This window comes from Spongiibacter sp. C9W, assembly GCF_057370015.1.
This window is the reverse complement of record NZ_CM170672.1, coordinates 1,024,852-1,046,421: the sequence shown is the minus strand read 5'-3', so window position 1 is coordinate 1,046,421 and position 21,570 is coordinate 1,024,852. Positions and strand designations below refer to the sequence as shown.

Sequence of the window (21,570 nt, the reverse complement as noted above, 5' to 3'; positions counted from 1 at the left end):
ATGGCAGAGAATCAGGACGGACAAGAACGCACAGAAGAGGCCTCCGCCAAGAAACTGGCCGATGCCCGCAAAAAAGGCCAGGTTGCCCGCTCCAAGGAATTAGCCACGATGATGGTCACCATGGCCGGCGCGCTCATGCTGATTGCCACAGGAGGGCAACTGGCGCAGTCCATGCAGGGCATTATGCGCGGTAGCTTCTCACCGTCGTTTTTGCTCAGCCCCACAGAAAGCCTTCCCGGCCAACTCTACGGGTTGTTGGTGCATGGGCTGCTGTCGATCTGGCCGCTGATGTTGGCGACTCTGCTGGCAGCCATTATCGCCAATGTGGTGCTGGGCGGCTGGACCTTCAACCTGAGTTTCAAGTTCGATCGCCTCGACCCGATCAAGGGTCTGGGCAAGCTGTTTTCCGTGCGCAGCCTGGGCGAGCTGGTGAAGTCCATTGCCAAAATGGCCTTTATCGGTCTGGCCGCCTTCTTAGTGCTGCAATTCATGGCCGAGGATATTCTCGGCCTGGGTTTGCAAGACCCTCGGCAGAGTATTGCCAACAGTGCGGCCTTGCTGGACTGGTTCTTTCTTATTGTCAGTTTGCCCCTGGTGGTTATCGCCGCGATCGATGTGCCCTGGCAGCTATGGAATTACAAGAAAGAGCTGCGCATGACGCGCCAGGAAGTTCGCGATGAGCACAAAGAGTCAGATGGCCGCCCGGAAGTGAAAGCCAAGCTGCGGGAGATGCAGCAGGCCGCCGCGCGTCAGCGCATGATGGAGAAGGTGCCAACCGCCGACGTGGTCATTACCAACCCAACCCACTTCGCTGTGGCGCTGCGCTACGACGAAGCCCGCTCTTCCGCGCCAGTGTTGGTGGCCAAAGGCGCCGATCAGGTAGCCGCGCGAATTCGCGAACTGGCCAAGGACAATGCGGTAACCATCGTGGAATCACCGCGATTAGCGCGGGCGGTATTCGCCAGTACAGAGCTGGATGCAGAAATTCCTGCCGGGCTGTATTTGGCGGTCGCGCAAATATTGACCTACGTATATCAACTGCGCAGCTGGCAGACCATGGGTGGTGAATACCCTGTGGCGCCCGAGCCTGAAATAGATGATGTGTATTTAAAGGATCTGCTCTAGGGCAGTGATCAACCGATAATCGAGAGTATGTGATGGCGACTCAACAACTGACCATGCCCAACTGGGCACAGGGCATCGCAAGTAGCGGAATCGGCGTGTTGGCACTGATGATGGCCTGCTTGGCCATGTTGGTCATCCCCATGCCGCCGTTCCTGCTGGACTTGCTGTTTACCTTCAATATCGCCTTGTCACTGGTCATTATTCTGGCGGTCATTTACATCGAGCGGCCGATTGATTTCTCGGTGTTCCCAACGGTGTTGCTGTTGGCAACGCTGCTGAGACTGGCCCTCAATGTGGCATCTACCCGTGTGGTATTGCTCGAGGGGCACACTGGACCCGGGGCCGCTGGCAAAGTGATTGAGTCCTTTGGCGAGTTCGTTATCGGCGGCAATTACGTGGTCGGGATGGTGGTATTTATCATTCTGGTGGTGATCAACTTTGTCGTCGTGACCAAGGGTGCCGGCCGGGTGTCTGAAGTGACGGCGCGCTTTACCCTCGATGCCATGCCGGGAAAACAAATGGCCATCGATTCCGATTTGAACGCCGGTATTCTCAGCCAAGAAGAGGCCAGCATTCGCCGCGAGGAAGTGCGAACGGAAGCTGACTTCTACGGCTCCATGGACGGTGCCAGTAAGTTCGTTCGCGGCGATGCGGTCGCCGGGATCCTGATTCTATTTATTAACGTGATCGGCGGCTTGGGGGTGGGCGTTGGCCAGCACGACCTGAGCTTCTCCCAGGCGATGCATAACTACACCCTGCTGACCATCGGTGACGGCCTCGTCGCGCAGTTGCCCTCGCTGCTGCTGTCGACCGCTGTTGCGATCATCGTGACGCGTATTTCCCGGCCGCAAAATATGGGTGAGCAAGTCGTCGGGCAAATGGCGGCCAAGCCCGAAGTGCTCTACCTGTCTGCGGCGGTGCTGGGCATGATTGGCATCATTCCCGGCATGCCTAATGTGGTGTTTTTGCTGCTGGCCGGTACCTGCGGCGGCGCAGGCTGGTTAATTGCCCAGCGCGCCAAAAAACCGGCGGTGGTGGAGGAGCTTCCCGATACTGAACCTGCGCCTGAGGCACAGGAGCCCAGCGAGCTGAACTGGGATGAGGTGACGCAGATGGATGTGGTGAGCCTGGAAGTGGGCTATCGCCTTATTCCTCTGGTTGACCGAAACCAAGGCGGTGAGCTGATCACCCGCATTACCGGGGTGCGCAAAAAGCTATCCAAGGACCTGGGTTTCTTGGTTCAGCCGGTTCACATTCGCGACAACCTGGAGCTTTCACCGGGTAGCTACCGCGTGCAATTGCTCGGTGACAGCGTCGCCCAGGGCGAAATACAAGTGGGCAAGGAATTGGCGATAAACCCCGGTGGTGCTCAGCCCGGATTAACCGGCATGCCAACCAAAGATCCCGCCTTCGGTATGGATGCAATATGGATTGACCCCAGCCAGCGCGATCAGGCGCAGACTCTCGGCTACACCGTTGTCGACCCCTGCACCGTGGTGGCGACCCACCTCAGCCAGGTGGTGAAGCAACACGCTCACGAGCTACTGGGGCACGAGGAAGTTCAGCAACTGCTCGATCGCCTGGCGAGCAGCGATCCTAAATTGGTTGAATCGCTGGTTCCCCAGCAACTGCCACTTAGCGTGGTTGTGAAGGTGTTGCAAAACCTCCTGAAAGAGAACGTATCGATTCGCAGTATTCGCCTGATCGCCGAATCTTTGGCGGAGCAAGCGCCGCGTAGCAAAAATCCTGACGAATTATTGGAGGGGGTTCGGGTCTCGCTTGGGCGGATGATTGTCCAGGAAATCAATGGCTTAGAGGAAGAATTGCCCGTTGTGGCGCTGGACGCAGATCTGGAACAGATGTTGCAGGATATGGTGAGAGGTGGCGCTGGCGCCATTGGTTTGGAACCCGGCATTGCCGAGCGGATTCAACGCGAGTTGGCGGAATTCAGTAATCGTCAGGAACTGGCCGGTCAGCCCTCGGTGGTATTGGTATCACCCTCGATTCGGGCATGGTTGTCGCGCTTTACGCGACGCAGTGTACCGGCACTTCACGTGCTGTCGTACAACGAGGTGCCAGACAGTAAAGAGGTTCACCTGCTATCGACGATCGGACAGCAGGCGCGACTGACCTAAAAGGTGTTAGCTCAGCGGGAGCGGTAGATGAACGTTAAAAAATATCGGGCAGCAGACAGTGAACAGGCCATGCGGATGATTCGCGCGGCACATGGCCCCGATGCGGTAATCCTCGACTGCCAGTCTGTGGCCGGCGGTGTGGAGCTGGTGGTGAGCTGGGAGGGTGAACCCTCGCTGCCGACCGCGATTGAAGCCGACAAAGAACGAACCGCGTTAGATGCATTGCGCTCACGTCGCGAACAGGCCGAGAGCCCCGCACCCGCCGCTCGCCAGGAGGCAGTGAGCGGCGCTACCGGGCCGCAATTGGCGTGGTCGCAAAACGATGAGTTGCACGACTTGAAACAAGAGCTGGCCGCCATGAAATCGATGCTGATGAGCCAGCTCAAGGACAACAATTGGCAGCAGCTAACCGCCAAGCAGCCGGCCCAGAAGTCGAGCCACCAAATGCTGTCGGCCATGGATATCGACCCCAGCATTGCTGAAAGCTTGCAGCGTGAATTACCCAGCGATGAAAGCGAGGCTGTGCAGCGAGAAATGCTAAAAATGCTGCTGGTGCGCCAGTTGCCTATTAGCGAGCCGCCGCGCACCGGCGCCATTTGCCTATTGGGCCCCCAGGGCGCGGGCAAGACCACCACGATTGCGAAGTTGGCGGCTCAGCACGTGATGCAGCACGGCCGTGATGATATCGCTATTTTAACCACCGACAGTGGTCGCGTAGGCGCTCAGGAGCAGCTGCGCGCCTACGGTCGAATTTTACAAATTCCGGTTCACAGTGCAGACAGCCCGCAAGAAGCGGCGCGAACATTTCGGGTGTTGCAGAAGAAGTCGCTGGTATTGATTGATACCGCTGGGCTGTCCTTCCGCGACCACGAGGGCCTGGACGAACTCGAAAAATTACTTGCAGGACTCGGTGGCGCCCATTGTTACCTGACGCTGCCTGCCGATGTGGAAGCCTATGTTCAAAGTGAAATTATCGATGCCTACAGTCGCTTCAATTTAGCGGGGGTGGTGATTAGCCGTATCGATGAGGCAATGCGACTGGGCGGATTACTGTCGAACCTGATTCAGCACCGCCTGCCGGCGGTGTGGTGTACCAACGGGCCGAAAGTGCCGCAAAACCTCTGTGTTGCCGACGCGGGCAAGTTGGTGAATATGGCCATGAAAATGGCGATGAGCTTTACCCCACCAGCGCGCCGCCAGGCCGCTGATAGCGGTCGCGCTCAGCATATTGGTGTGCAGGCATGACTCGGGTAAATACCGATGTTCAAGCTATAGTTGCTAGGGCAGGCTTTGGACATTGCCTCAGTGCTGCCTAGGTCTCAGTGACACAACAAGGACAAAACATGAACCCAGTAAAAGTAATTGCAGTAAGTAGCGGAAAGGGCGGTGTGGGAAAAACCAATGTTTCCGTTAACCTGGCTTGCCAACTGGCACGGCGCAACCGCCGCGTGTTACTGATGGATGCCGACCTGGGCTTGGCGAATGTAGACATCATGCTCGGCTTGCGGCCCAAGTGGAATCTTTCCCATGTGCTGGAAGGCCAGTGCGATATTCAGGATATTTTGATGCCGGGACCCAGCGGCATATCCATTATTCCTGCGGCCTCGGGCATCAAGAAAATGGCTGAGCTGGGCAGCGACCAGCACGGTGCCATTGTCCGAGCGCTCAGCGGCTTGAACGATGACTACGACGTATTGGTTGTCGATACCGCGGCGGGTATTTCCGACAGTGTGATTACCTTTAGCCAGGCCAGCCAGTATGTGTTGGTTGTGGTGACTGACGAGCTCACGTCGATGGCTGATGCCTATGCGTTGATTAAAGTGATGAGCCGCGACGCGGGCATCAAGCGCTTCAAAGTGCTGCGTAACATGGTGGATAGCCACGATCAGGCACGCGACGGCTTCGAGCGCCTCAACGAAGTGGCGCAACGCTTTCTGGATGTCACACTTGAATACGCGGGCTTTATCCCCCGAGACCGTTTTCTGGTGAAGGCGGATGCCAAGCAGCAGGCAGTGAGTGAGCTCTATCCGGGTGCCGATGCCTCACTGGCCTTTCGCAAACTTGCGGAAACCGTCGACAAATGGCCCATTCCAAGCGGCCCCAGTGGCAACCTGGAATTCTTCGTCGATAGAATGATGCAGCCCGAGGCTCTGAGAGGAGTTGCCGTGTGAGTGGTCACGCTGCTTACCTCGATGTGCAGGTGGGCAATCGCGACGAGTTAGTGACGCGTCATGCGCCGTTGGTAAAGCGCATCGCCTATCACCTTGTCAGCCGCCTGCCAGCCAGTGTGGAGGTCGATGACCTGATCCAGGCGGGGATGATCGGCTTGCTTGAAGCAGCCAGTCATTTTCAAGCGGGGCAGGGGGCGAGTTTTGAAACCTACGCGAGTATTCGCATTCGCGGCGCGATGATCGATCAAATGCGCCAGGGCGCCTGGGCGCCGCGCTCGGTAAGCCGCCAATTGCGCGAACTGTCGGCGGCGGTGACGCGCGCCGAAGCCAAACTGGGGCGCGAAGCCCAGGCCGCCGATATTGCCGCAGAGATGGGCATTGATATTAACGAATACCATGAGCTGCTGCGCGATACGTCTGGCGTACGCTTGTTTAGCCTGGAGCAAGCCGGGGAGGGCGGCCAGGAATTCAGCGCCGATGCCGAGCTGGATGAAAACCCGTTGCGCGACCTTGAAGATGAAGGCTTGCAGCGCGCCTTGGCGTCTCAGATTGACGCGCTGCCAGAGCGAGAGAAGCTGGTCATGGCGCTGTATTACGACAAGGGCCTGAACTTGAAAGAAATTGGTGAGGTCTTGGAAGTGAGCGAGTCGCGTGTCTGCCAAATCCATAGTCAGGCAGTCGTGCGATTAAAAAGCCGCCTCGGCGACTGGCTGGCAGCATAGGACGCGGAGGTCGCAATGCAAGAAGCCCCACAAGCAATGTTGGTCGCCTGGTTTAGTCAGCTGGATGACCTGACGGTGTTAGGCATTTTAATGAGCGTGGCTGGTGCGGCCATTCTGCTTTACCTGTGGCAGGGGCGGCGCTCCAAGGCCGAACATATTGAGCTGGCTTTACGTGAGGAGATCGGCGGCCTGCAGCGTAAAATCGATGACCAGGCCAGTGCACTGTCGGTTCTCGGTGAGCGGGTATTGGCGCTGGAAGAATATTTAGAGTTAGTGGGGCACCGCCAGCAGCAGATCGAAAGCGAAAAGCGCGATCCGCGCTTTTACCAACAGGCGATTCGCATGGCCGACCAAGGGCTCGATGTTCAGGCATTGATCGAGCGCTGTGGTGTGAGTCGCTCCGAAGCCGAGTTAATCGCAGCCATGCGCAGTACGCGCTAAGGCTCGCGTTCGCTGTCATCCTCTGCCTGATAGACCGTCCCGCTGTCGTGACGGTAGTAGTAATCCTTCGGTACTTGTCCTTTCAGGCGGTAGGCAAAGGCGATGATTTCCGCCACGGCCACGTACATAAATGGCGGCACTTCGCTATCTAAATCCACTCTGCTAAGCAGCTGCAAGAGCTGTGTATCTTGGTAGATGGGAACATCATTTTCCTCTGCTAACGCAATAATCTTCGCCGCGACGCTGCCTTCGCCTTTGGCGCTGACCGTGGGGGCATTACTGCCGTCATAATGCAGGGAAACGGCGATACTGCCGTGATTATCCTGTGTGCTCATGCGTGGTCATCCAGTAGAGATGACACGAACGAACGGCTGCCTGAGGCGCTTGGGTTTCCGCACTGGCAAACAATATCGGCAACGGGCACTTCCTGGTTTTGTAATTGTTCTCTGAGTACATGCTGATGCCGGTTTAACAGCGCCAGAGTTTCGGCATTGCTGGCGGTGAAACGTATCTCGAGTTGTTGATTTACTTCTGCGAGCGTCACTTTCATCGCCCCGAGGCCGGGAAGGTCAAAGCACAAGTTCAGGGCCCAGCCGCGTTGTTGATTGTCACCTCCGGGGGCATGCGGGTGCTGGGGCGTTTCGCCTGCGTCTCGCTGCCTAGGGGGTTGAAACTGAAACTGCCAGATGTCGATGCCGTCGTGGTCCTTGATCGGCAGTTCCACCACTCCCGTGGCCTCTCGGCCGGTTTGCAGTTGCACCAGCTGCTGCACATCCAGCCGGGCCAGAGCGCCGCGAACGTCGCGAAGCAGCCCCTGCTGCGTGACTTCGTGCTGGTTCGCGGCGCTGGGTGGGGTTCGTGGCTGGGGGGAAAGCTGCCCGGGCAGGTCGGCCGTTTTGCTCGCGCTCAGCGTGCCCTGGTAGGCGCGGCTGCCCTCATTGCGCGGTATGGGAGCGCCTGGTGTTGAAAGGGGGGCGGACGGGGCTGCCTTGGGGGTGATATTTGCTCCGGGCTGGGGGCTTGCAGTGTCGCCAGTTGCTGTGCCTGCAACAGTAGCTGTTGGCAGCGGGTAGTTCTTGGCAAGTGGCGCTTTCGGCGGCGCGGCAGCCTGCTGGTCGAGCTGCGCGGCGAGCTTCAATAGTGCTGCTTTGAAATCGAGGTTTCTCGGTGCATTTTTTAGCAGCTTGGCCTCAAAAAACTGGCCGCTATTTTGCAACGCTGTTTTAACGCGCTCACCGTCGCTGAGTTGTTTGCGATGGGGAATGCTGGCCAGTACGGGCGCCAATAACTTTTGCACTGACGGGGACAGCTGCTGGCTGAGCTGACTGAGGGTGGCCATTAACTGGCTCAAGCCTTGTTGCTGCGGCAGGCGGTCGCGAAGAATGGGCGCGATATTCACGTCGCCGCGCTGCATTATTCGCAGCTCCGGGCGCTGCTGCGCGTCCCGGCCGACGACCTGAAGCTGGAGTTGCTCGCCTTTTCTCAGCGGCGTCTGACTTTCGGCCATCATCCGCAAACTGCCCGACGCAAGCTCGTATAGGTGCTGAGCGCGCTCGCCCAGCACGACCGCATTCATCACTCGGTCCGGCGCGAGCACCGGGGCAGGGCCTGCAGGCCGGAGAAGGGCGGCGGGCTGAGTGTTGTGGGTAGGATTAATGATCACCATACCGTGGCCTGGTTGCGTTAAGGGATTATCGGTAGTCGCCAGTCATGATAACGGCGCGTAATCGCGAAACTTTAATTTTACTGGTAAATTATGTCGCGCGCGATATAATCGAGTTGTTGTTTGATTTTTAGGCTATGTATAAGCGTAGCCCCTTATGCGAGGAAGGTAAGATTATGAGTAGTCTTTACGATTTCACAATTAATAGCCTGCAGGGCAAAGAAATGAACCTGGCCGATTACGCGGGCAAGGTTGTCCTGGTGGTGAATACCGCCAGTAAGTGCGGTTTAACCCCGCAATATGAAGGCTTGCAGGCGCTCTATGATAAATATGCAGATAAGGGCCTGGTGATTATTGGTTCGCCGTGTAACCAATTTGCCAACCAAGAGCCGGGGGATTCTGAGGCAATTCAGGGCAACTGCCTCATCAATTACGGTGTGAGTTTTCCCATTACCGAGAAAATCGAGGTCAATGGTAAGGGCGCGCACCCATTATTCGCTTATTTGAAAAAGGCGGCTCCTGGCACTTTGACGAATGCAGTAAAATGGAACTTTACTAAGTTCTTAGTGGGTAAAGATGGGCAGCCCATTAAGCGTTATTCCCCAACAACAAAGCCCGAGCAGCTAGAGGCCGATATTGAAGCTGCGCTACAGGCCTAACGAGGTAGAAGATGTCCGACGACGCCGGCTTTCAGGAAAGCATGCCCGAGGAGCTAAAGCTCGACAATCAGTTGTGCTTCCCGCTGTATGCGGCTTCGCGTTTAGTGACGCGTTTGTACAAAGACCGCCTGGAGCCGCTGGGTATTACCTACCCCCAGTACATCGTATTGATGATCCTGTGGGAGGAGGCGCCGTGCCCCGTCAAAACGATTAGTCGCCGGGCAATACTCAATACCAATACCTTGACGCCATTACTTAAGCGTTTGGAGCAGCAGGGGTATATTAGCCGTCAGCGCGATGGTCAGGACGAGCGGCAGGTGATGGTGCACCTCACCCTGGCGGGACGGGCATTGCGAGACCGCTGCGCCTGTGTGCCGTGGGAGCTGTTGCAGTCGTCAGGGGTATCGCTAGAGAAGTTAGTTGCGCTGCGCGAAATGCTCAATGAGGTTCTGCCTGACCTAAAGCAAACGCTAGAGGGCAGTTAGTGTTAACAGGCCCTAGTTCGCAACTATTGCGAGGGTGGTAATGAGGGTATAAAAAAAGGGCGACTGCTAAGCAGTCGCCCTTTTTTCATTGCTTCAGAACTTAGCTGAACGCTTTGATGATATTGCTCAGCATTTCTTTGGCGTCGCCGAACAACATCCGCGTGTTCTCTTTGAAGAACAGTGGGTTGTCGATGCCGGCAAAACCGGAAGCCATAGAACGCTTCATAACAAATACGTTGCGCGCCATGTCGACGTTGATAACAGGCATGCCGTAGATCGGGCTACCTTCCATCTCGCGAGCAGCGGGGTTAACCACGTCGTTCGCACCGATAACGATGGCAACATCGAAGGTTTCCATGCGTGGGTTAACGGCGTCCATTTCAAGAAGCAAGTCGTAAGAGACATCCGCCTCGGCCAGCAGCACGTTCATGTGGCCAGGCATACGACCGGCAACGGGGTGAATGGCGTAAACCACTTCCGCGCCGTTCTTTTCCAGGATCTCTTGAAGCTCTTTTACCACGTGTTGGGCTTGCGCAACGGCCATACCGTAACCGGGAACAATCACCACGCTAGAAGCGGCTTCCAGAACGTAGTAGGCATCGTCTGCTGACATGGCCTTGGCTTCGCCTTCAATTTTGGCAGCGCCACCACCACCTGCAACCGCACTGAAGCCGCTGAACAATACATTGCTCAGTGAACGGTTCATGGCTTTACACATGATTTGAGTCAGGATGATACCGCTTGCGCCAACCAGCGAACCGGCAACGATCAGGATGATGTTGTTGATCGCGAAACCCGCGGCACAGGCCGCAAGGCCCGAGTAGCTGTTAAGCAGGGAGATAACCACTGGCATATCGGCACCGCCGATGGGGATTACCAGCATGACACCCAGCAAACACGACAGGCCAATTACCAAGTAGAGGTAAAGGCTTACGTCGGGATTCATGGCAAACAATACTGAGCAAGCAATGATGGCAACAATCAGCGCGATGTTGAAAAAGCGCTGGCCAGCAAATACCAGTGGGCGCCCAGGCATTCTCTCGCTCAGCTTGCCGTAGGCAATCAAAGAGCCAGTGAAAGTGATGCCACCGATCAGGATCGACAGAACGATCGTAATCATTTGGAAGGTGCTGGCGTCCATACCGTACAGAGCGGCCCAGCCAACCAGCAAACTGGCGATACCGCCAAAGCCGTTAAACAGCGCAACCATCTCAGGCATAGACGTCATGGCGACAGAGCGCGCAACAACGGCGCCGATAATACCGCCAACGGCGATACCAACGGCGATCCACTTGTAATCGATAATGCTTTGGTCGAGCAGGGTGACGACCACAGCGATAAACATACCTACCGCTGATACAAGGTTACCTTTACGTGCCGTGGCGGGTGAGCCCAGCATTTTAAGGCCAAAAATAAACAGTACGGCCGCTGCCACATAGGACAGATTGACCAGCAATTCAGTACCCATGGTTTATGCGTCCTCTTTTTTCTTAAACATGGCCAGCATACGGTCGGTAACCATATAGCCGCCGATAACGTTGATGGTGGCAAACGCGACAGCGGCAGTACCAAGAATGGTTGCCAGCTGAGTGTGCTCGGCACCAGCTGAGGTCAGTGCACCGACCAGGGTGATCCCGGAAATAGCGTTTGAGCCCGACATCAGCGGAGTGTGCAGCGTTGCGGGTACTTTGTTGATCAGCTCGAAGCCGAGAAATATCGACAGCATCAAGATGAAAGCAAGAAATACAATTTCCATCTTTGTCTCCTACTTAATCAGGTTTTTGATGGTGTCGTTAACGATTTCGCCGCTGTGAGTAATCACACAGCCCTGCAGAATGTCGTTTTCGAAGTCGATAACCATCGCTTGTTTTTCTTTATCCCAGCCTTCGTCAACCAAGTTGAAAAGGTTGGATGAGTACATTTGGCTGGCGTCGCGGCTAACGTAGTTAGCCCAGTTGCCATTACCAATGATTGTTACGCCGTCCACTTCAACGGTTTCGCCGGCTACAGAGCCCTCGACGTTACCGCCGGTTTCCGCGGCCATATCGACAATCACGCTGCCGGGCTTCATGCCAGCAACCATGTCTTTGGTGACCAGTACAGGCGGCTTGCGACCGAATACCTGGGCAGTGGTGATAACGATGTCGGACTCGGCAATCTGTTTCTTCTGACCTTCGAGCTGCAATTGACGCTGCTCTTCAGTGAGCTCGACGGCATAACCATCTTTGGTTTGCCCGGTTTCACCGAGGTCGATTTCGAGGAACTTGCCGCCCAGCGAGCGAACTTGCTCGGCAACGACGTCGCGGGTATCAAAGGCAACGACTTTGGCGCCCAGGCGTTTTGCGGTGGCAATGGCTTGCAGACCGGCAACACCGGCACCGATGATGAATACGGTAGCGGGCTTCAATGTACCGGCTGGCGTCATCATCATTGGCAGGATTCGTGGCAGTTTAGTGGTTGCCAGCAGCACCATCACATAACCAGCCAGGCTGGCCTGGGAGCTGAGCGCGTCCATTTTTTGTGAGCGCGTGCTGCGTGGAATCATTTCCATGCTGATCGCCGTCACTTGCTGGTCGCGGAAGGCCTTAATCAGCTCGTGCTCGTTGAAAGGGTCCAGATAGCTGACGTGAATGCAGCCGGCTTTGAGTTGCTTGATTTCTTCAATAGAGGGCTTGCTAATGCGCAAGACAACGTCTGCTGAAGAGAGTACCGCATTGCGGTCTGCGACAACGGTTGCGCCGGCATCGACGTATTCCTGATCGCTAAAACCGCTGCCCAAGCCGAGCCCCGCTTCAATCTGAACTGCGGCTCCCGCGCGGACCAATTTCTTGGCGTCGCTCGGAATGATCGCAACTCGATTCTCCCCAGAGGCGAGTTCTTTTGGAATTCCTAAGAGCATCTTTAAAGATCCATTGTTGATTTTGGTTTGGTGTTGCGTTTTGTAAAAGCGGCATAGCATATTACATTGAGCGCCAAGAAGCGATAAAACCGCGGTGCGCTAATTTAAGCTAATTGCTTCAATTTGTTATAAATTTTCATTATGGCCTAATTCATTTGGCTGATGGCGTCGATCCTCGATGTCGATACCCCGAGGGTGTTTTAAGCGAATTTACCTATTAGTTCGCTGGGGGCTTTTCTCTAGACTACGGTTGTATTAACGGTTTGTGGTGGGCGAAAGCTCGGCGGCAGCGGCATTGCCGCGTGCGCGGTAGGAGGAAGGTCAATCATGCGTCTGAGCGCTCAACGTGCAGACATCTAATGCAGATATCTAAAGCGTCGCTGCAGGTCTTCGTGCTCACGGCGCTCGGCTATTTTCTAGCTGGGCGCTTGGCATTGTTGCTGGCGATCCCGCCTGGGTATGCCACGGCGATTTGGCCCTCGGCGGGTATTGCGCTGGTGGTGATACTCCTGCACGGCTACCGATTTTGGCCTGCTGTCGCGCTGGGCTCGTTCGCGGTAAATAGCTACGAGGCTCTGGTGTGGGGGGAAGGCATAGCGGCGTGGGCAGCGTCCGCCCAGCTGCCTTTTATTATTGCGCTGGGTGCCGCCGTGCAGGCGGTGGTGTCGGTGTATTTGTTGCGCCGCTTCATTGGTTACCCCATCACCCTGGATACCAGTAGCGATGTGCTGAAGTTTATTGTGTTGGTGTGCGGCGGTGGCAGCATGCTCAACGCCAGTGTGGGGACTGCGGCACTGTGGCAGGCTGGCGCGCTAGCGGCAGGAAACATTCCCTACAACTGGTTTACCTGGTGGGTGGGGGATGGCCTCGGGGTGATGCTGGTGGCCCCGTTGATATTTGTCTACCGAGCCCAGCCTCGGGGCATCTGGCGAAGTCGAAACCGTGTGCTCCCTTGGGTGCAGTTATTGGCATCTGTTGTCATTGTTCTTTTATATGTATTTGCCAGCCGTTGGGAGCTGGCTCGTCAGGAAACGGCCTTTGAGCGACACGCAGGGCAGCTGTATCAGCGTAGCGATGCGGTGTTGAACAGTTATTTTGAGAGCTTGTACGCGGCGCAGGCGTTCTTTGTGTCGTCATCTGAGGTGACGCCGGAGGACTTCAGGCGTTTTGTTCAGGGGGCCTTGCAGCGCAATCCTGGCTTCCAGGGTATTGCCTGGAATCGGGTGATAGCTCATTCAGAAAGGGGTGAGCTCGAGCGCCTAATGAGCCAGGAGCTTGGCGAGCCCGTGGTGTTTACGGAGGTCGATCGCAATGGCACGCGGATGCGGGCGTCGCGCCGCGAAAGTTATGTGGTGATTCGCCATATACAACCGCTAAGCAACAACCGCCGTGCCTATGGCTACGATATCAGTTCTAATCCGATTGCCCGCAATGCCTTAATGAAGGCCGCCACCAGTGGTGAGCCCTCGGCGACAGCGCCGATACGCTTGATACAAGAGCGGGGGCAACAGCTGGGCGAGGTTGTCTATTTCCCGGTGATAAAAAATGGGGCGTTGGAAGGCTATGTTGCCGGCGTGTTTCGCCTGGGGGATTTGATGTCCGCGGCCCTACAGGGCGAGAGTTTGCAGGGCATTTCCCTGCGGCTATTAAGTGCTGAAAGCAAGCCCCAGCTTCTTTTTGCCGCAGATGGCCGCGAGAGTGATGGCAAAGGCGAGATATTTCGGCGTGTGTGGAAGCTGGGCTTCGCCGATCAAACCTGGCGTCTCGAGATCAGTGGCAATCAGCAATTCTTGGTCGACAGTCGTTCGGTGATGCCCTGGGGGGTGTTGGCCACCGGATTATTGTTTGTTGGATTGTTGGGGATGTCGCTGCTGGTGTTGACCGGGGCAAAGTATCACTCTGATGAATCCGGGCGCGAGTTGGCGGAAACCGTCAAACAGTTGCGCGATGCGCAAGGGCAGCTGGTCGAAGCAGAAAAACTGGCGGCGCTGGGCGGAATGGTTGCCGGTTTTGCTCATGAATTGAATACCCCCATCGGTATTGCCATCACCGCGCAGTCCACATTTAAGGCCGACCTGGAGCGACTTGAGGCCTTTACAGAGCTGGTGCCTGACGAAGCGGACAAGCAGCGCCGCAATGCCATTTTGCTGCGCATGAATGAAGCGGCAACCATGGTGCTGGATAACCTGCAGCGTGCCGGAAATTTGATAGGCAGTTTTAAGCAGGTGTCTGTGGACCAGTCCTCCGAGGATCGCCGGCAAATTAACTTGCATGACTACCTTCACGATGTGTTGCTGCACCTGTCTCCGAGTTATCGTCGCGCAGGACACGACGTGACGTTCGAGTGCCCCCGCGACATCTATATCGAAACGGTCCCGGGAGGATTGACTCAGGTTATCGTCAACTTGATGAACAATGCGCTGAGTCACGCGTTTGTTGCGGGGCAGCAGGGGAGAATTACCCTGTCGGTGGAGCGCGCGGAGCAGGCCGTTGTCTTGCGCTTCAGTGATGATGGTCAGGGGATGGCGGATGCGGTGCGCGAGCGTATCTTTGAGCCGTTCTTTACTACCCGTCGCGGCTCCAATGCGGCGAGCGCTGGACTCGGCTTGCATCTGGTTTACAGTATCGTTCGCCAACAACTCGACGGTGAAATTGCCGTCTCTTCAACCCCGGGCGAGGGCAGTATTTTCACTATCAGTTTGCCATTGAGCCTGGACGCTGCGGCGCCCCCTGAGAAGGCATAACAAGCCCAGGCGCGACACATTACGCGTCGGCTTTCAGGCCTTCGAACAGCAGCTTGATCGACAAGCGAATATCCTCGAGTCCATTGGGGTAAAGCTCCGATGAGGACAGGTGTTGATGGTAGATGCCCATAATGTGCGCGCGAATATAAAGTGCCAATTGGCGGGCGCTGCGATCCTTGCGCACAAGCTCGTGCTGCTGTGCGTAACCGATAATCTGCGTTAGCCGGGCGATATTTTGGTCTCGATTTCGAGTGAGCTGGGCGCTGACAACCGGGGATTCATTGCAGAGGCTGTAGCGCATGGCGAAACGGGTGATTTTTTCTGCCGCAGGTACTTCCAGTAAGCGTTGGTAAGAAAACACCAGGGTCTCTGCCAGCGCGTCCAGGGTCATGGTGCCCGAGGCCGCCTCTTTGAGCAGAGCCTGCATCGCCGTTTCCAGTGGCGTGCTCAGGCGATCAATGATTGCGCTGATCAATTCATCCTTATTTTTAAAGTGCCAGTAAATGGCCCCTCGTGTCACGCCAACTGCCTTTGCCACATCGCTGAGCCGGGTGTTGTGAATACCCTGTTCCGCAAACATCTGTTCGGCGGCGCCTAACAGGCTTTCTCGGGTGGCTTCCGCGTCTTCTTTCGAACGTCTCATAGGGTGTGCTTGCCGTTGAAAATAACCGTTTTGTAATTGCCGGGTACTTTACATACGTGCACGCATGTATGTAAAGTACCCGGCCTGATTGATTGGCTCGGAAGTCCCCCCTATGAACGCTTATGCGCCGCTGCTCAGCATCGGAAATTCACGCCATTTTCGCCACGTGCTGGTTGCCGTAACAACGCTGTTGCTTGTTGCTGCGTGCGATCAAACGCCGCCGCCAGCGCCAGAGGAGCGCGCACAGCCAGTGAAGACGGTCGTTCTGAAAGCTGAAGATGTTCCCGTTGGAGGGCAGTACCCGGGCAGCATGGAAAGCTCGAAAGAGGTTCAGGTTCGCGCGCGGGTAGAGGGCATCTTATTGCATCGGCGCTATACCGAGGGCGCGCGGGTCGAGGCGGGCCAATTACTGTACGAGATCGATGCGGCGCCTTTTGAAGTTGCGCTGAGCCGCAGCCGTGCTCAGCTGGCGAACGCGCGAGCCAGTTTGTCGTCGGCAGAGCGCCGTTGGCGACGTGCCAGCGAGCTGATTCAAAGCAACGCCATTAGCCAGCGCGACCGGGACGATGCCGAGTCCGGGCTGGAGCAGGCCCGGGCAGCAGTGCAGCTGGCAGAGGCCGAAGTGCGCGCTGCGCAGATCAATGTAGATTATTGCAAAGTGAGGGCGCCAATATCAGGCATGACAAGTCGTGAGCGGGTTTCCGAGGGCTCGCTGGTCGGGCCGAATAACAGTCTGCTCACAACCATTACCCAGTTAGACCCGCTGTGGGTAAACATTTCCCTGCCAGATGAAATGGTGCTGCTACTGCGGCGTATGCTCAAGGATGGTGAGTTGAGTTACGACGAGAGCCAGCGCGCCGTGCTGATAGAGACGGCCGGTAACCAGCAGCACCCACACCTGGGGCATATCGATTTTAGCGACAGCACCATTGATCGACGTACGGGTACCGTGCAGTTTCGCGCGACCGTGGCTAACCCAGACGGCAGCTTGCTGCCTGGGCAATTTGTACGGGTGCGATTGCAGGGGTTGTACAGCCGCAATGCCCTGGTGTTGCCCGAACGGGCCGTGCTGCAAAATGCGAAGGGCAGCTTCGTTTATGTAGTGAATGCGCAGCAACGCGCCGAGGTAAGACAGGTGCGACTCGGTTTGGAAGTGGACGGTGGGCGCATTGTCGATGCCGGCTTAAAGGCGGGTGAAGAAGTGGTGGTAGAGGGCTTGGTGCGCGTGCGACCGTCATCGTTACTGGCGCCTCAGCGAATAGAATTAGCCCACAACTACGGCCCCAAGCCCAACTTTGCAGACCAACCCGCCCGGTTGAAAGTGGGGGCACTGTCTCAGCCAGTCAGTGAGGTCGTGCAATGAGCGCGCGTTTTTTCATCGAACGGCCGGTATTATCGATTGTTCTGTCACTGCTAATTTTGATCGCCGGTGCCACGGCGGTCGGTCAGTTGCCGATCTCGCTATACCCGCAAATCCTGCCGCCACAGATCGTTGTTACCGCCGCCTATCCCGGCGCGAATGCGGAAACCCTGGCTGAAACCGTGGCCGCCCCGTTGGAGCAGGAGCTGAACGGGGTGGAAGGGATGTTGTACATGAATACCCAGGCCTCTGCGGCGGGCCGGGTCAGTATCAATATCACCTTCGCGACTGGCACCGACCCAGACCAGGCTGCGATTGATGTGAGTAATCGTGTTGCGGTTGCCGAAAACCGCCTTCCCGAGGCCGTAAAGCGTTTGGGTATTACGGTGGATAAACGCTCGACCGATATCCTGATGATATTTTCGCTGTCGTCAGAATTGCCCCAGTACGATGCCATCTATTTAAGCAACTATGCGCTGCTCAATGTTATCGACGAGCTGCGCCGCCTGCCGGGTATTGGCAGCGCACGGTTGATGGGCGCGCGCGACTATTCCATGCGTATTTGGCTTCAGCCTGACCGACTGGCTGAGTTGGGCCTGACACCGGCAGACGTCGCCAGAGCCATTCGTGAGCAAAATGCCAATTTTGCGGCGGGCAGTTTTGGCGCCGAGCCCGTGTCCAGCGATCAACCTTTTACCTATGCCGTGAGCACGCAAGGACGGCTGGCGACGGTAGAAGAGTTTGAAAACATCATTATTCGCGCCGAGCCAAATTCTGCCAGCCTGCATTTGGGGGACATCGCCAGGGTTGAGCTGGGTGCGAAAGATTACTCCTTTCGCGGTAGTTTTAACGGCGAACCGGCGGTCCCCGTGGCGATGTATCTTCGCCCCGGTGCCAATGCCCTGGAAACCGCCAAGGCCGCCCAACAAGTCATGGCCAAGGTTAAAGAAAACGCTCCAGATGGTGTGGATATAGAACTGGCTTTTGACGCGACGGTATTTGTAGAGCATTCGATCAAGGAGGTGGTTGCCACGTTTTTCGAGGCATTGCTGCTGGTGATCCTGGTGATGTTTTTGTTCCTGCAAAATGTGCGCGCCACGTTTATTCCGCTGTTGGCGATCCCGGTATCGATCGTGGGAACCTTCGCCGGTTTGTATATTCTCGGCTACTCGATCAACCTGCTAACGCTGTTCGGCTTGATCCTGGCCATCGGTATTGTTGTCGACGACGCGATTATCGTGATTGAAAACGTCGAGCGTATTATGGCGGAGCAAAAATGCTCGGCCATGGACGCTGTGCGCCAGGCGATGGAAGAGGTTAGCGGCCCCCTGGTGGCCATCGTGTTAGTGCTATCTGCGGTGTTCCTGCCGGTGATTTTTGTCGACGGTTTAACGGGGGAAATGTACCGGCAGTTTGCTGTGGCGATCACGGTGTCGGTGGTGCTCTCCGGGATCGTGGCGCTCACCCTGACTCCGGCACTTTGCGCGCTAATGTTAAAGCAACACGCCCACAGCGAGGAGCCGCGCCACGGCTTCCTTGCCGGGTTTGAGCGCGCCTTTGACTGGCTGCGTGAGCTATATATTCGTATTACCGCCAGTTTTCTGCGTCATCGCTGGCGGGCGTCTAGCCTGTTTGTCCTGCTTGTGGCGGTCACATTGTTGGTCTTCTCACGTATGCCAGCGGGCCTGGTGCCTGCCGAAGATCAGGGCTATGTGATGATGGCCTACAGCACGCCTCCGGCGGCTTCCCTGTCGCGCACCAGTGCGGTAGCAGACGCGATGGCTACGCGCGTTCTGGATCAGCCGGGGGTCAAGTCCATCATGACCTTCTCCGGCTTCGATATTCTCGCCTCCACGCTGAAGACGAATGCTGCAGCGTCTTTCATAATGTTTGACGACTGGTCCAAGCGCGAGCAACCGGGCCTGGACTCTATTTCGCAAGCCCGCGCTATACCTGCTTTGGGTGCGGACCTGCTCGACGGGCGAATGATGGCGTTCAACCCGCCGCCCATTATCGGCTTGAGCAGCACAGGGGGCTTTGAGTTTTACCTGCAAAATCGGGGCGACGGCAGCCTGCAAGACTTAAACGCCGCCGTTTGGCGCTTGGTGGCGGCGGCGAACCAGCAGCCGGAGTTGAGCCGCGTATACAGCACATTCCAAATGGATACACCGCAGTACAAGCTGACGCTAGACCGGGAAAAAGCCATGAGTCTGGGTGTTCCTGTTGCCGATGTGTTCAGCACAATGCAGGCGACCTTTGGCAGTTTGTACGTGAATGACTTCACGCTATTTGGGCGCAGCTTTCAGGTGAATTTGCAGTCCGAAGAGGAATTTCGGCAGTCCCCGGACGATTTGGGGAAAGTCTTTGTGCGCTCGCAGGAAGGCAGCTTGATTCCATTGGGCTCGCTATTAACTGTAGAGCGGGTAGTGGGCCCCGATGCGGTCACCCGATTCAACGGCTTTAATGCCGCCAAAGTGCTGGGGTCGGCTGCACCCAGTTACAGCTCCGGTGAGGCCATTGCGGCGCTAGAGCGCGTTGCTGCGGAGGTGCTGGGTCGGGACTTTAACATTGGCTGGGTGGGCAGCGCTTACCAGGAAAAGTCGTCGAGCGGTAATTCCAGCAAAGCCTTCATCCTGGCGATTGTGATCGTCTTTCTCATTTTGGCGGCGCAGTACGAACGCTGGTTGATGCCGACCGCGGTGGTAATGTCGGTGCCCTTTGCCTTGCTTGGGGCGGTACTTGCGGCATGGCTGCGCGGCCTGGATAACGATATTTACTTCCAGATCGGCATGGTGTGTTTGATAGGCTTGGCGAGTAAGAACGCCATTTTGATTGTTGAGTTTGCCATGCAGCAGCGCGACAAAGGCATGGCTATTGTGGACGCCGCAATGGAAGCGGTTCGCCTGCGTTTTCGTCCTATTGTTATGACCTCACTGGCCTTTACTCTGGGCTGCTTGCCGCTGGCACTGTCCAGTGGTGCCGGCGCCGCTAGCCGTATCGCGCTGGGGACAAGTGTGATCGGCGGCATGCTGATGGCCACCTTTGTGGCCACGGTTTTTGTGCCGCTGTTTTACGTACTGATGGCCAGCTTGGGCGAGCGCTTGAAGCGCGGTGGTGAGTAATCGCCGTGGTAAATAAAAACGCTTCGCGATTTAGTCTGTCATGCGCGCGCTGAAATCCCAGCTGGAGAAGGTTTTGGGGTGCAGACAGATCGCCACTTCATCGGCCTTGCGGCTTAGCAGCCAATTGGCCAGGTCGCGGTTGCTGTCGCCGAGATAGCGCTCGATTAGTGACGACAGTACTTCGCCCTGGCTGTCGCTGGTTAGCTCGGCAACGGCCTTGCCTCTTACGCCGCGATAAGGAATGGAGTTCACCGCGACTTCAAAGCCGCAGTTGGGGTTGGCTTCCAGCAGCCGAATAATCTTTGATGAACGATGGCTGGCGCAGTAGAAACAGCCATTGCGATAGTAAAACCACAGTGAGCAAACCACCGGAAACCCATCGCTATCGATGGCGCTCAGGCGCAGGGGAATGGTGGCGGTCTCGACAAAGCTGGTGTCCTGCATGGGAAGGGTGCCCTCTATACAATCGCGATTCACTCACCCTTGTTAAGGGTGATTCCGCGGTCGCTGATAATAATTTTTCGTTCTTTATATAACCGGCTCAGGCCTTGTTTAAAGGCTTTTTTACTGACGCCGAAAATGCGTTTGATCGCCTCGGGGGGGCTTTTGTCACCGAGTGCAAGGAAGCCGTCATTGGCGTCTAGCTGCCGCAATATGAGTTCGGCGATATCGGGCGCGCGCTCCCGGGCTGGCTTGTTCAGCGTCAAATCCAGGCGCTGGTCCGGGCGGACGCGCTGTATCCATCCCGATAAGCGCTCGCCACGACGCAGTGGCTTATTCAGTTCACTGTCGTACAGCAGTCCCCAGACGCAATGGTTTACGACACATTTATAGCCTAACTCGGTTTTGTTCGCGACGTGAATGCTAACGCGGTCGCCGCTGTTCAGTCGATGCTTCGCATTATCGGGGAGGTTGTGCAGGCTGTCGGCAATATGTTTGTCCAGTCGCATCGTGGCGACCAGTCTGCCGCGCAGGTCAGTGTATACCATGACTAATACCGCCTGACCCTCTCGCACGGTGCCAAGCTGTTCGCTGTGGGGGAGCAATAGCTCCTTATTCAGCCCCCAGTCGAGGAAGGCGCCCACAGTAGTGATCGCGCTAACCCGCAACAGTCCCACTTCATTACATAACAACTCGGGGCGTTGTAGGGAGGCGATCAAGCTGCCGTCGTTGTCGTGCAGCACGAAAACCTCCAATGCGTCGCCAACGCTACAGTCCTGCGGGCTTTGGCGGGCATTGAGAAAAATATCGCCGAGTTGGCCGCCGTCCAGATAGGTGCCGGCACTGGTAATACGGTTGACGGTGAGCGTGTTCATGCGTCCAATAGCGGGCATGGTATTTCCTCGGCGGTTCAATGGATCGCGATTATGACGCTTGATAGAGGGCGTCGCCAGTGTTGTT

19 protein-coding genes are annotated in these 21,570 nt (G+C 56.5%); 11 read left to right on the top strand and 8 right to left on the bottom strand.

What is annotated here, in order from left to right; all coding sequences use genetic code 11:
- From flhB to AC2Q8J_RS05000, 6 genes are all read left to right on the top strand, one after another.
- Positions 1 to 1,125: a flagellar biosynthesis protein FlhB gene (gene flhB / locus AC2Q8J_RS05025; protein WP_424144316.1), complete on the top strand. Its 1,125-nt coding sequence runs from the start codon at positions 1 to 3 to the stop codon at positions 1,123 to 1,125.
- Between the two features lie 32 nt (positions 1,126 to 1,157).
- Positions 1,158 to 3,260: a flagellar biosynthesis protein FlhA gene (gene flhA / locus AC2Q8J_RS05020; RefSeq protein WP_204996982.1), complete on the top strand. Its 2,103-nt coding sequence runs from the start codon at positions 1,158 to 1,160 to the stop codon at positions 3,258 to 3,260.
- Positions 3,261 to 3,287: 27 nt separating this feature from the next.
- Positions 3,288 to 4,505, top strand: a complete 1,218-nt coding sequence (gene flhF / locus AC2Q8J_RS05015) for a flagellar biosynthesis GTPase FlhF (protein ID WP_486452289.1) — start codon at positions 3,288 to 3,290, stop codon at positions 4,503 to 4,505.
- A 98-nt stretch (positions 4,506 to 4,603) separates the two neighbouring features.
- Complete coding sequence (locus tag AC2Q8J_RS05010; RefSeq protein ID WP_289083479.1) at positions 4,604 to 5,431, top strand: MinD/ParA family protein; 828 nt, start codon at positions 4,604 to 4,606, stop codon at positions 5,429 to 5,431.
- On the top strand, positions 5,428 to 6,153 hold the full coding sequence (locus tag AC2Q8J_RS05005) for an RNA polymerase sigma factor FliA (protein WP_204996985.1): 726 nt from the start codon (positions 5,428 to 5,430) through the stop codon (positions 6,151 to 6,153). The genes AC2Q8J_RS05010 and AC2Q8J_RS05005 overlap by 4 nt, the downstream gene beginning before the upstream one ends.
- 15 nt (positions 6,154 to 6,168) lie before the next feature.
- Positions 6,169 to 6,594, top strand: a complete 426-nt coding sequence (locus AC2Q8J_RS05000) for a DUF2802 domain-containing protein (protein WP_286694831.1) — start codon at positions 6,169 to 6,171, stop codon at positions 6,592 to 6,594.
- Here AC2Q8J_RS05000 and AC2Q8J_RS04995 read toward each other — a convergent pair.
- On the bottom strand, positions 6,591 to 6,929 hold the full coding sequence (locus tag AC2Q8J_RS04995; protein WP_486452288.1) for an EscU/YscU/HrcU family type III secretion system export apparatus switch protein: 339 nt from the start codon (positions 6,927 to 6,929) through the stop codon (positions 6,591 to 6,593). The two genes, AC2Q8J_RS05000 and AC2Q8J_RS04995, sit on opposite strands and share 4 nt — an antisense overlap.
- A complete protein-coding gene (gene fliK / locus AC2Q8J_RS04990; RefSeq protein WP_486452287.1) occupies positions 6,926 to 8,260 on the bottom strand; it encodes a flagellar hook-length control protein FliK in 1,335 nt (444 codons plus the stop codon). The genes AC2Q8J_RS04995 and fliK overlap by 4 nt, the downstream gene beginning before the upstream one ends.
- Before the next feature lie 173 nt (positions 8,261 to 8,433).
- Between fliK and AC2Q8J_RS04985 the strand changes: the two genes are divergently transcribed.
- Both AC2Q8J_RS04985 and AC2Q8J_RS04980 read left to right on the top strand, forming a co-directional pair.
- Complete coding sequence (locus AC2Q8J_RS04985) at positions 8,434 to 8,916, top strand: glutathione peroxidase (RefSeq protein ID WP_204997067.1); 483 nt, start codon at positions 8,434 to 8,436, stop codon at positions 8,914 to 8,916.
- An 11-nt stretch (positions 8,917 to 8,927) separates the two neighbouring features.
- On the top strand, positions 8,928 to 9,401 hold the full coding sequence (locus tag AC2Q8J_RS04980) for a MarR family winged helix-turn-helix transcriptional regulator (RefSeq protein WP_286837718.1): 474 nt from the start codon (positions 8,928 to 8,930) through the stop codon (positions 9,399 to 9,401).
- A gap of 100 nt (positions 9,402 to 9,501) precedes the next feature.
- Here the strand turns inward: AC2Q8J_RS04980 and AC2Q8J_RS04975 are convergent, their stop codons facing one another.
- The 3 genes from AC2Q8J_RS04975 to AC2Q8J_RS04965 are packed head-to-tail and all read right to left on the bottom strand — an operon-like array spanning position 9,502 to position 12,300.
- Positions 9,502 to 10,869 carry an NAD(P)(+) transhydrogenase (Re/Si-specific) subunit beta gene (locus AC2Q8J_RS04975; RefSeq protein WP_286694835.1) on the bottom strand — a complete coding sequence of 456 codons (1,368 nt, stop codon included), beginning with the start codon at positions 10,867 to 10,869 and terminating at the stop codon, positions 9,502 to 9,504.
- A gap of 3 nt (positions 10,870 to 10,872) precedes the next feature.
- Positions 10,873 to 11,157, bottom strand: coding sequence for an NAD(P) transhydrogenase subunit alpha part 2 (locus tag AC2Q8J_RS04970; RefSeq protein WP_204996991.1), 285 nt, complete (start codon positions 11,155 to 11,157; stop codon positions 10,873 to 10,875).
- Positions 11,158 to 11,166: 9 nt separating this feature from the next.
- Entirely contained in the window at positions 11,167 to 12,300 is a 1,134-nt protein-coding gene (locus AC2Q8J_RS04965; RefSeq protein ID WP_027872857.1) for an NAD(P) transhydrogenase subunit alpha, read from the bottom strand.
- A 359-nt stretch (positions 12,301 to 12,659) separates the two neighbouring features.
- On the opposite strand from AC2Q8J_RS04965, the gene AC2Q8J_RS04960 reads away from it, so the two are divergent.
- Positions 12,660 to 15,044 carry a CHASE domain-containing protein gene (locus tag AC2Q8J_RS04960; RefSeq protein WP_486452286.1) on the top strand — a complete coding sequence of 795 codons (2,385 nt, stop codon included), beginning with the start codon at positions 12,660 to 12,662 and terminating at the stop codon, positions 15,042 to 15,044.
- Positions 15,045 to 15,063: 19 nt separating this feature from the next.
- Here the strand turns inward: AC2Q8J_RS04960 and AC2Q8J_RS04955 are convergent, their stop codons facing one another.
- A complete protein-coding gene (locus AC2Q8J_RS04955) occupies positions 15,064 to 15,687 on the bottom strand; it encodes a TetR family transcriptional regulator (protein ID WP_486452285.1) in 624 nt (207 codons plus the stop codon).
- Between the two features lie 112 nt (positions 15,688 to 15,799).
- Here AC2Q8J_RS04955 and AC2Q8J_RS04950 point away from each other — a divergent pair, with 112 nt between their 5' ends.
- Both AC2Q8J_RS04950 and AC2Q8J_RS04945 read left to right on the top strand, forming a co-directional pair.
- A complete protein-coding gene (locus tag AC2Q8J_RS04950; RefSeq protein WP_486452284.1) occupies positions 15,800 to 17,050 on the top strand; it encodes an efflux RND transporter periplasmic adaptor subunit in 1,251 nt (416 codons plus the stop codon).
- Positions 17,047 to 20,169: an efflux RND transporter permease subunit gene (locus tag AC2Q8J_RS04945; protein WP_486452283.1), complete on the top strand. Its 3,123-nt coding sequence runs from the start codon at positions 17,047 to 17,049 to the stop codon at positions 20,167 to 20,169. Before AC2Q8J_RS04950 ends, AC2Q8J_RS04945 begins: the two co-directional genes overlap by 4 nt.
- A gap of 30 nt (positions 20,170 to 20,199) precedes the next feature.
- Here the strand turns inward: AC2Q8J_RS04945 and AC2Q8J_RS04940 are convergent, their stop codons facing one another.
- Together AC2Q8J_RS04940 and AC2Q8J_RS04935 are read right to left on the bottom strand one after the other, a co-directional pair.
- Complete coding sequence (locus AC2Q8J_RS04940) at positions 20,200 to 20,646, bottom strand: pyridoxamine 5'-phosphate oxidase family protein (protein ID WP_204996996.1); 447 nt, start codon at positions 20,644 to 20,646, stop codon at positions 20,200 to 20,202.
- Positions 20,643 to 21,503, bottom strand: coding sequence for a CvfB family protein (locus AC2Q8J_RS04935; protein ID WP_486452282.1), 861 nt, complete (start codon positions 21,501 to 21,503; stop codon positions 20,643 to 20,645). The genes AC2Q8J_RS04940 and AC2Q8J_RS04935 overlap by 4 nt, the downstream gene beginning before the upstream one ends.
- Positions 21,504 to 21,570: the final 67 nt, after the last annotated feature.

Bases quoted from the DNA above. Each gene is read 5' to 3' on its own strand.
- AC2Q8J_RS04995 (WP_486452288.1), bottom strand. From the start codon at position 6,929: ATGAGCACACAGGATAATCACGGCAGTATCGCCGTTTCCCTGCATTAT.
- AC2Q8J_RS05010 (WP_289083479.1), top strand. From the start codon at position 4,604: ATGAACCCAGTAAAAGTAATTGCAGTAAGTAGCGGAAAGGGCGGTGTG.
- AC2Q8J_RS04975 (WP_286694835.1), bottom strand. From the start codon at position 10,869: ATGGGTACTGAATTGCTGGTCAATCTGTCCTATGTGGCAGCGGCCGTA.
- flhB (WP_424144316.1), top strand. From the start codon at position 1: ATGGCAGAGAATCAGGACGGACAAGAACGCACAGAAGAGGCCTCCGCC.
- flhA (WP_204996982.1), top strand. From the start codon at position 1,158: ATGGCGACTCAACAACTGACCATGCCCAACTGGGCACAGGGCATCGCA.
- AC2Q8J_RS04935 (WP_486452282.1), bottom strand. From the start codon at position 21,503: ATGCCCGCTATTGGACGCATGAACACGCTCACCGTCAACCGTATTACC.
- flhF (WP_486452289.1), top strand. From the start codon at position 3,288: ATGAACGTTAAAAAATATCGGGCAGCAGACAGTGAACAGGCCATGCGG.
- AC2Q8J_RS04980 (WP_286837718.1), top strand. From the start codon at position 8,928: ATGTCCGACGACGCCGGCTTTCAGGAAAGCATGCCCGAGGAGCTAAAG.
- AC2Q8J_RS04985 (WP_204997067.1), top strand. From the start codon at position 8,434: ATGAGTAGTCTTTACGATTTCACAATTAATAGCCTGCAGGGCAAAGAA.
- AC2Q8J_RS04955 (WP_486452285.1), bottom strand. From the start codon at position 15,687: ATGAGACGTTCGAAAGAAGACGCGGAAGCCACCCGAGAAAGCCTGTTA.
- AC2Q8J_RS04950 (WP_486452284.1), top strand. From the start codon at position 15,800: ATGAACGCTTATGCGCCGCTGCTCAGCATCGGAAATTCACGCCATTTT.
- AC2Q8J_RS04960 (WP_486452286.1), top strand. From the start codon at position 12,660: ATGCAGATATCTAAAGCGTCGCTGCAGGTCTTCGTGCTCACGGCGCTC.
- AC2Q8J_RS04970 (WP_204996991.1), bottom strand. From the start codon at position 11,157: ATGGAAATTGTATTTCTTGCTTTCATCTTGATGCTGTCGATATTTCTC.
- AC2Q8J_RS04945 (WP_486452283.1), top strand. From the start codon at position 17,047: ATGAGCGCGCGTTTTTTCATCGAACGGCCGGTATTATCGATTGTTCTG.
- AC2Q8J_RS04965 (WP_027872857.1), bottom strand. From the start codon at position 12,300: ATGCTCTTAGGAATTCCAAAAGAACTCGCCTCTGGGGAGAATCGAGTT.
- fliK (WP_486452287.1), bottom strand. From the start codon at position 8,260: ATGGTGATCATTAATCCTACCCACAACACTCAGCCCGCCGCCCTTCTC.
- AC2Q8J_RS05000 (WP_286694831.1), top strand. From the start codon at position 6,169: ATGCAAGAAGCCCCACAAGCAATGTTGGTCGCCTGGTTTAGTCAGCTG.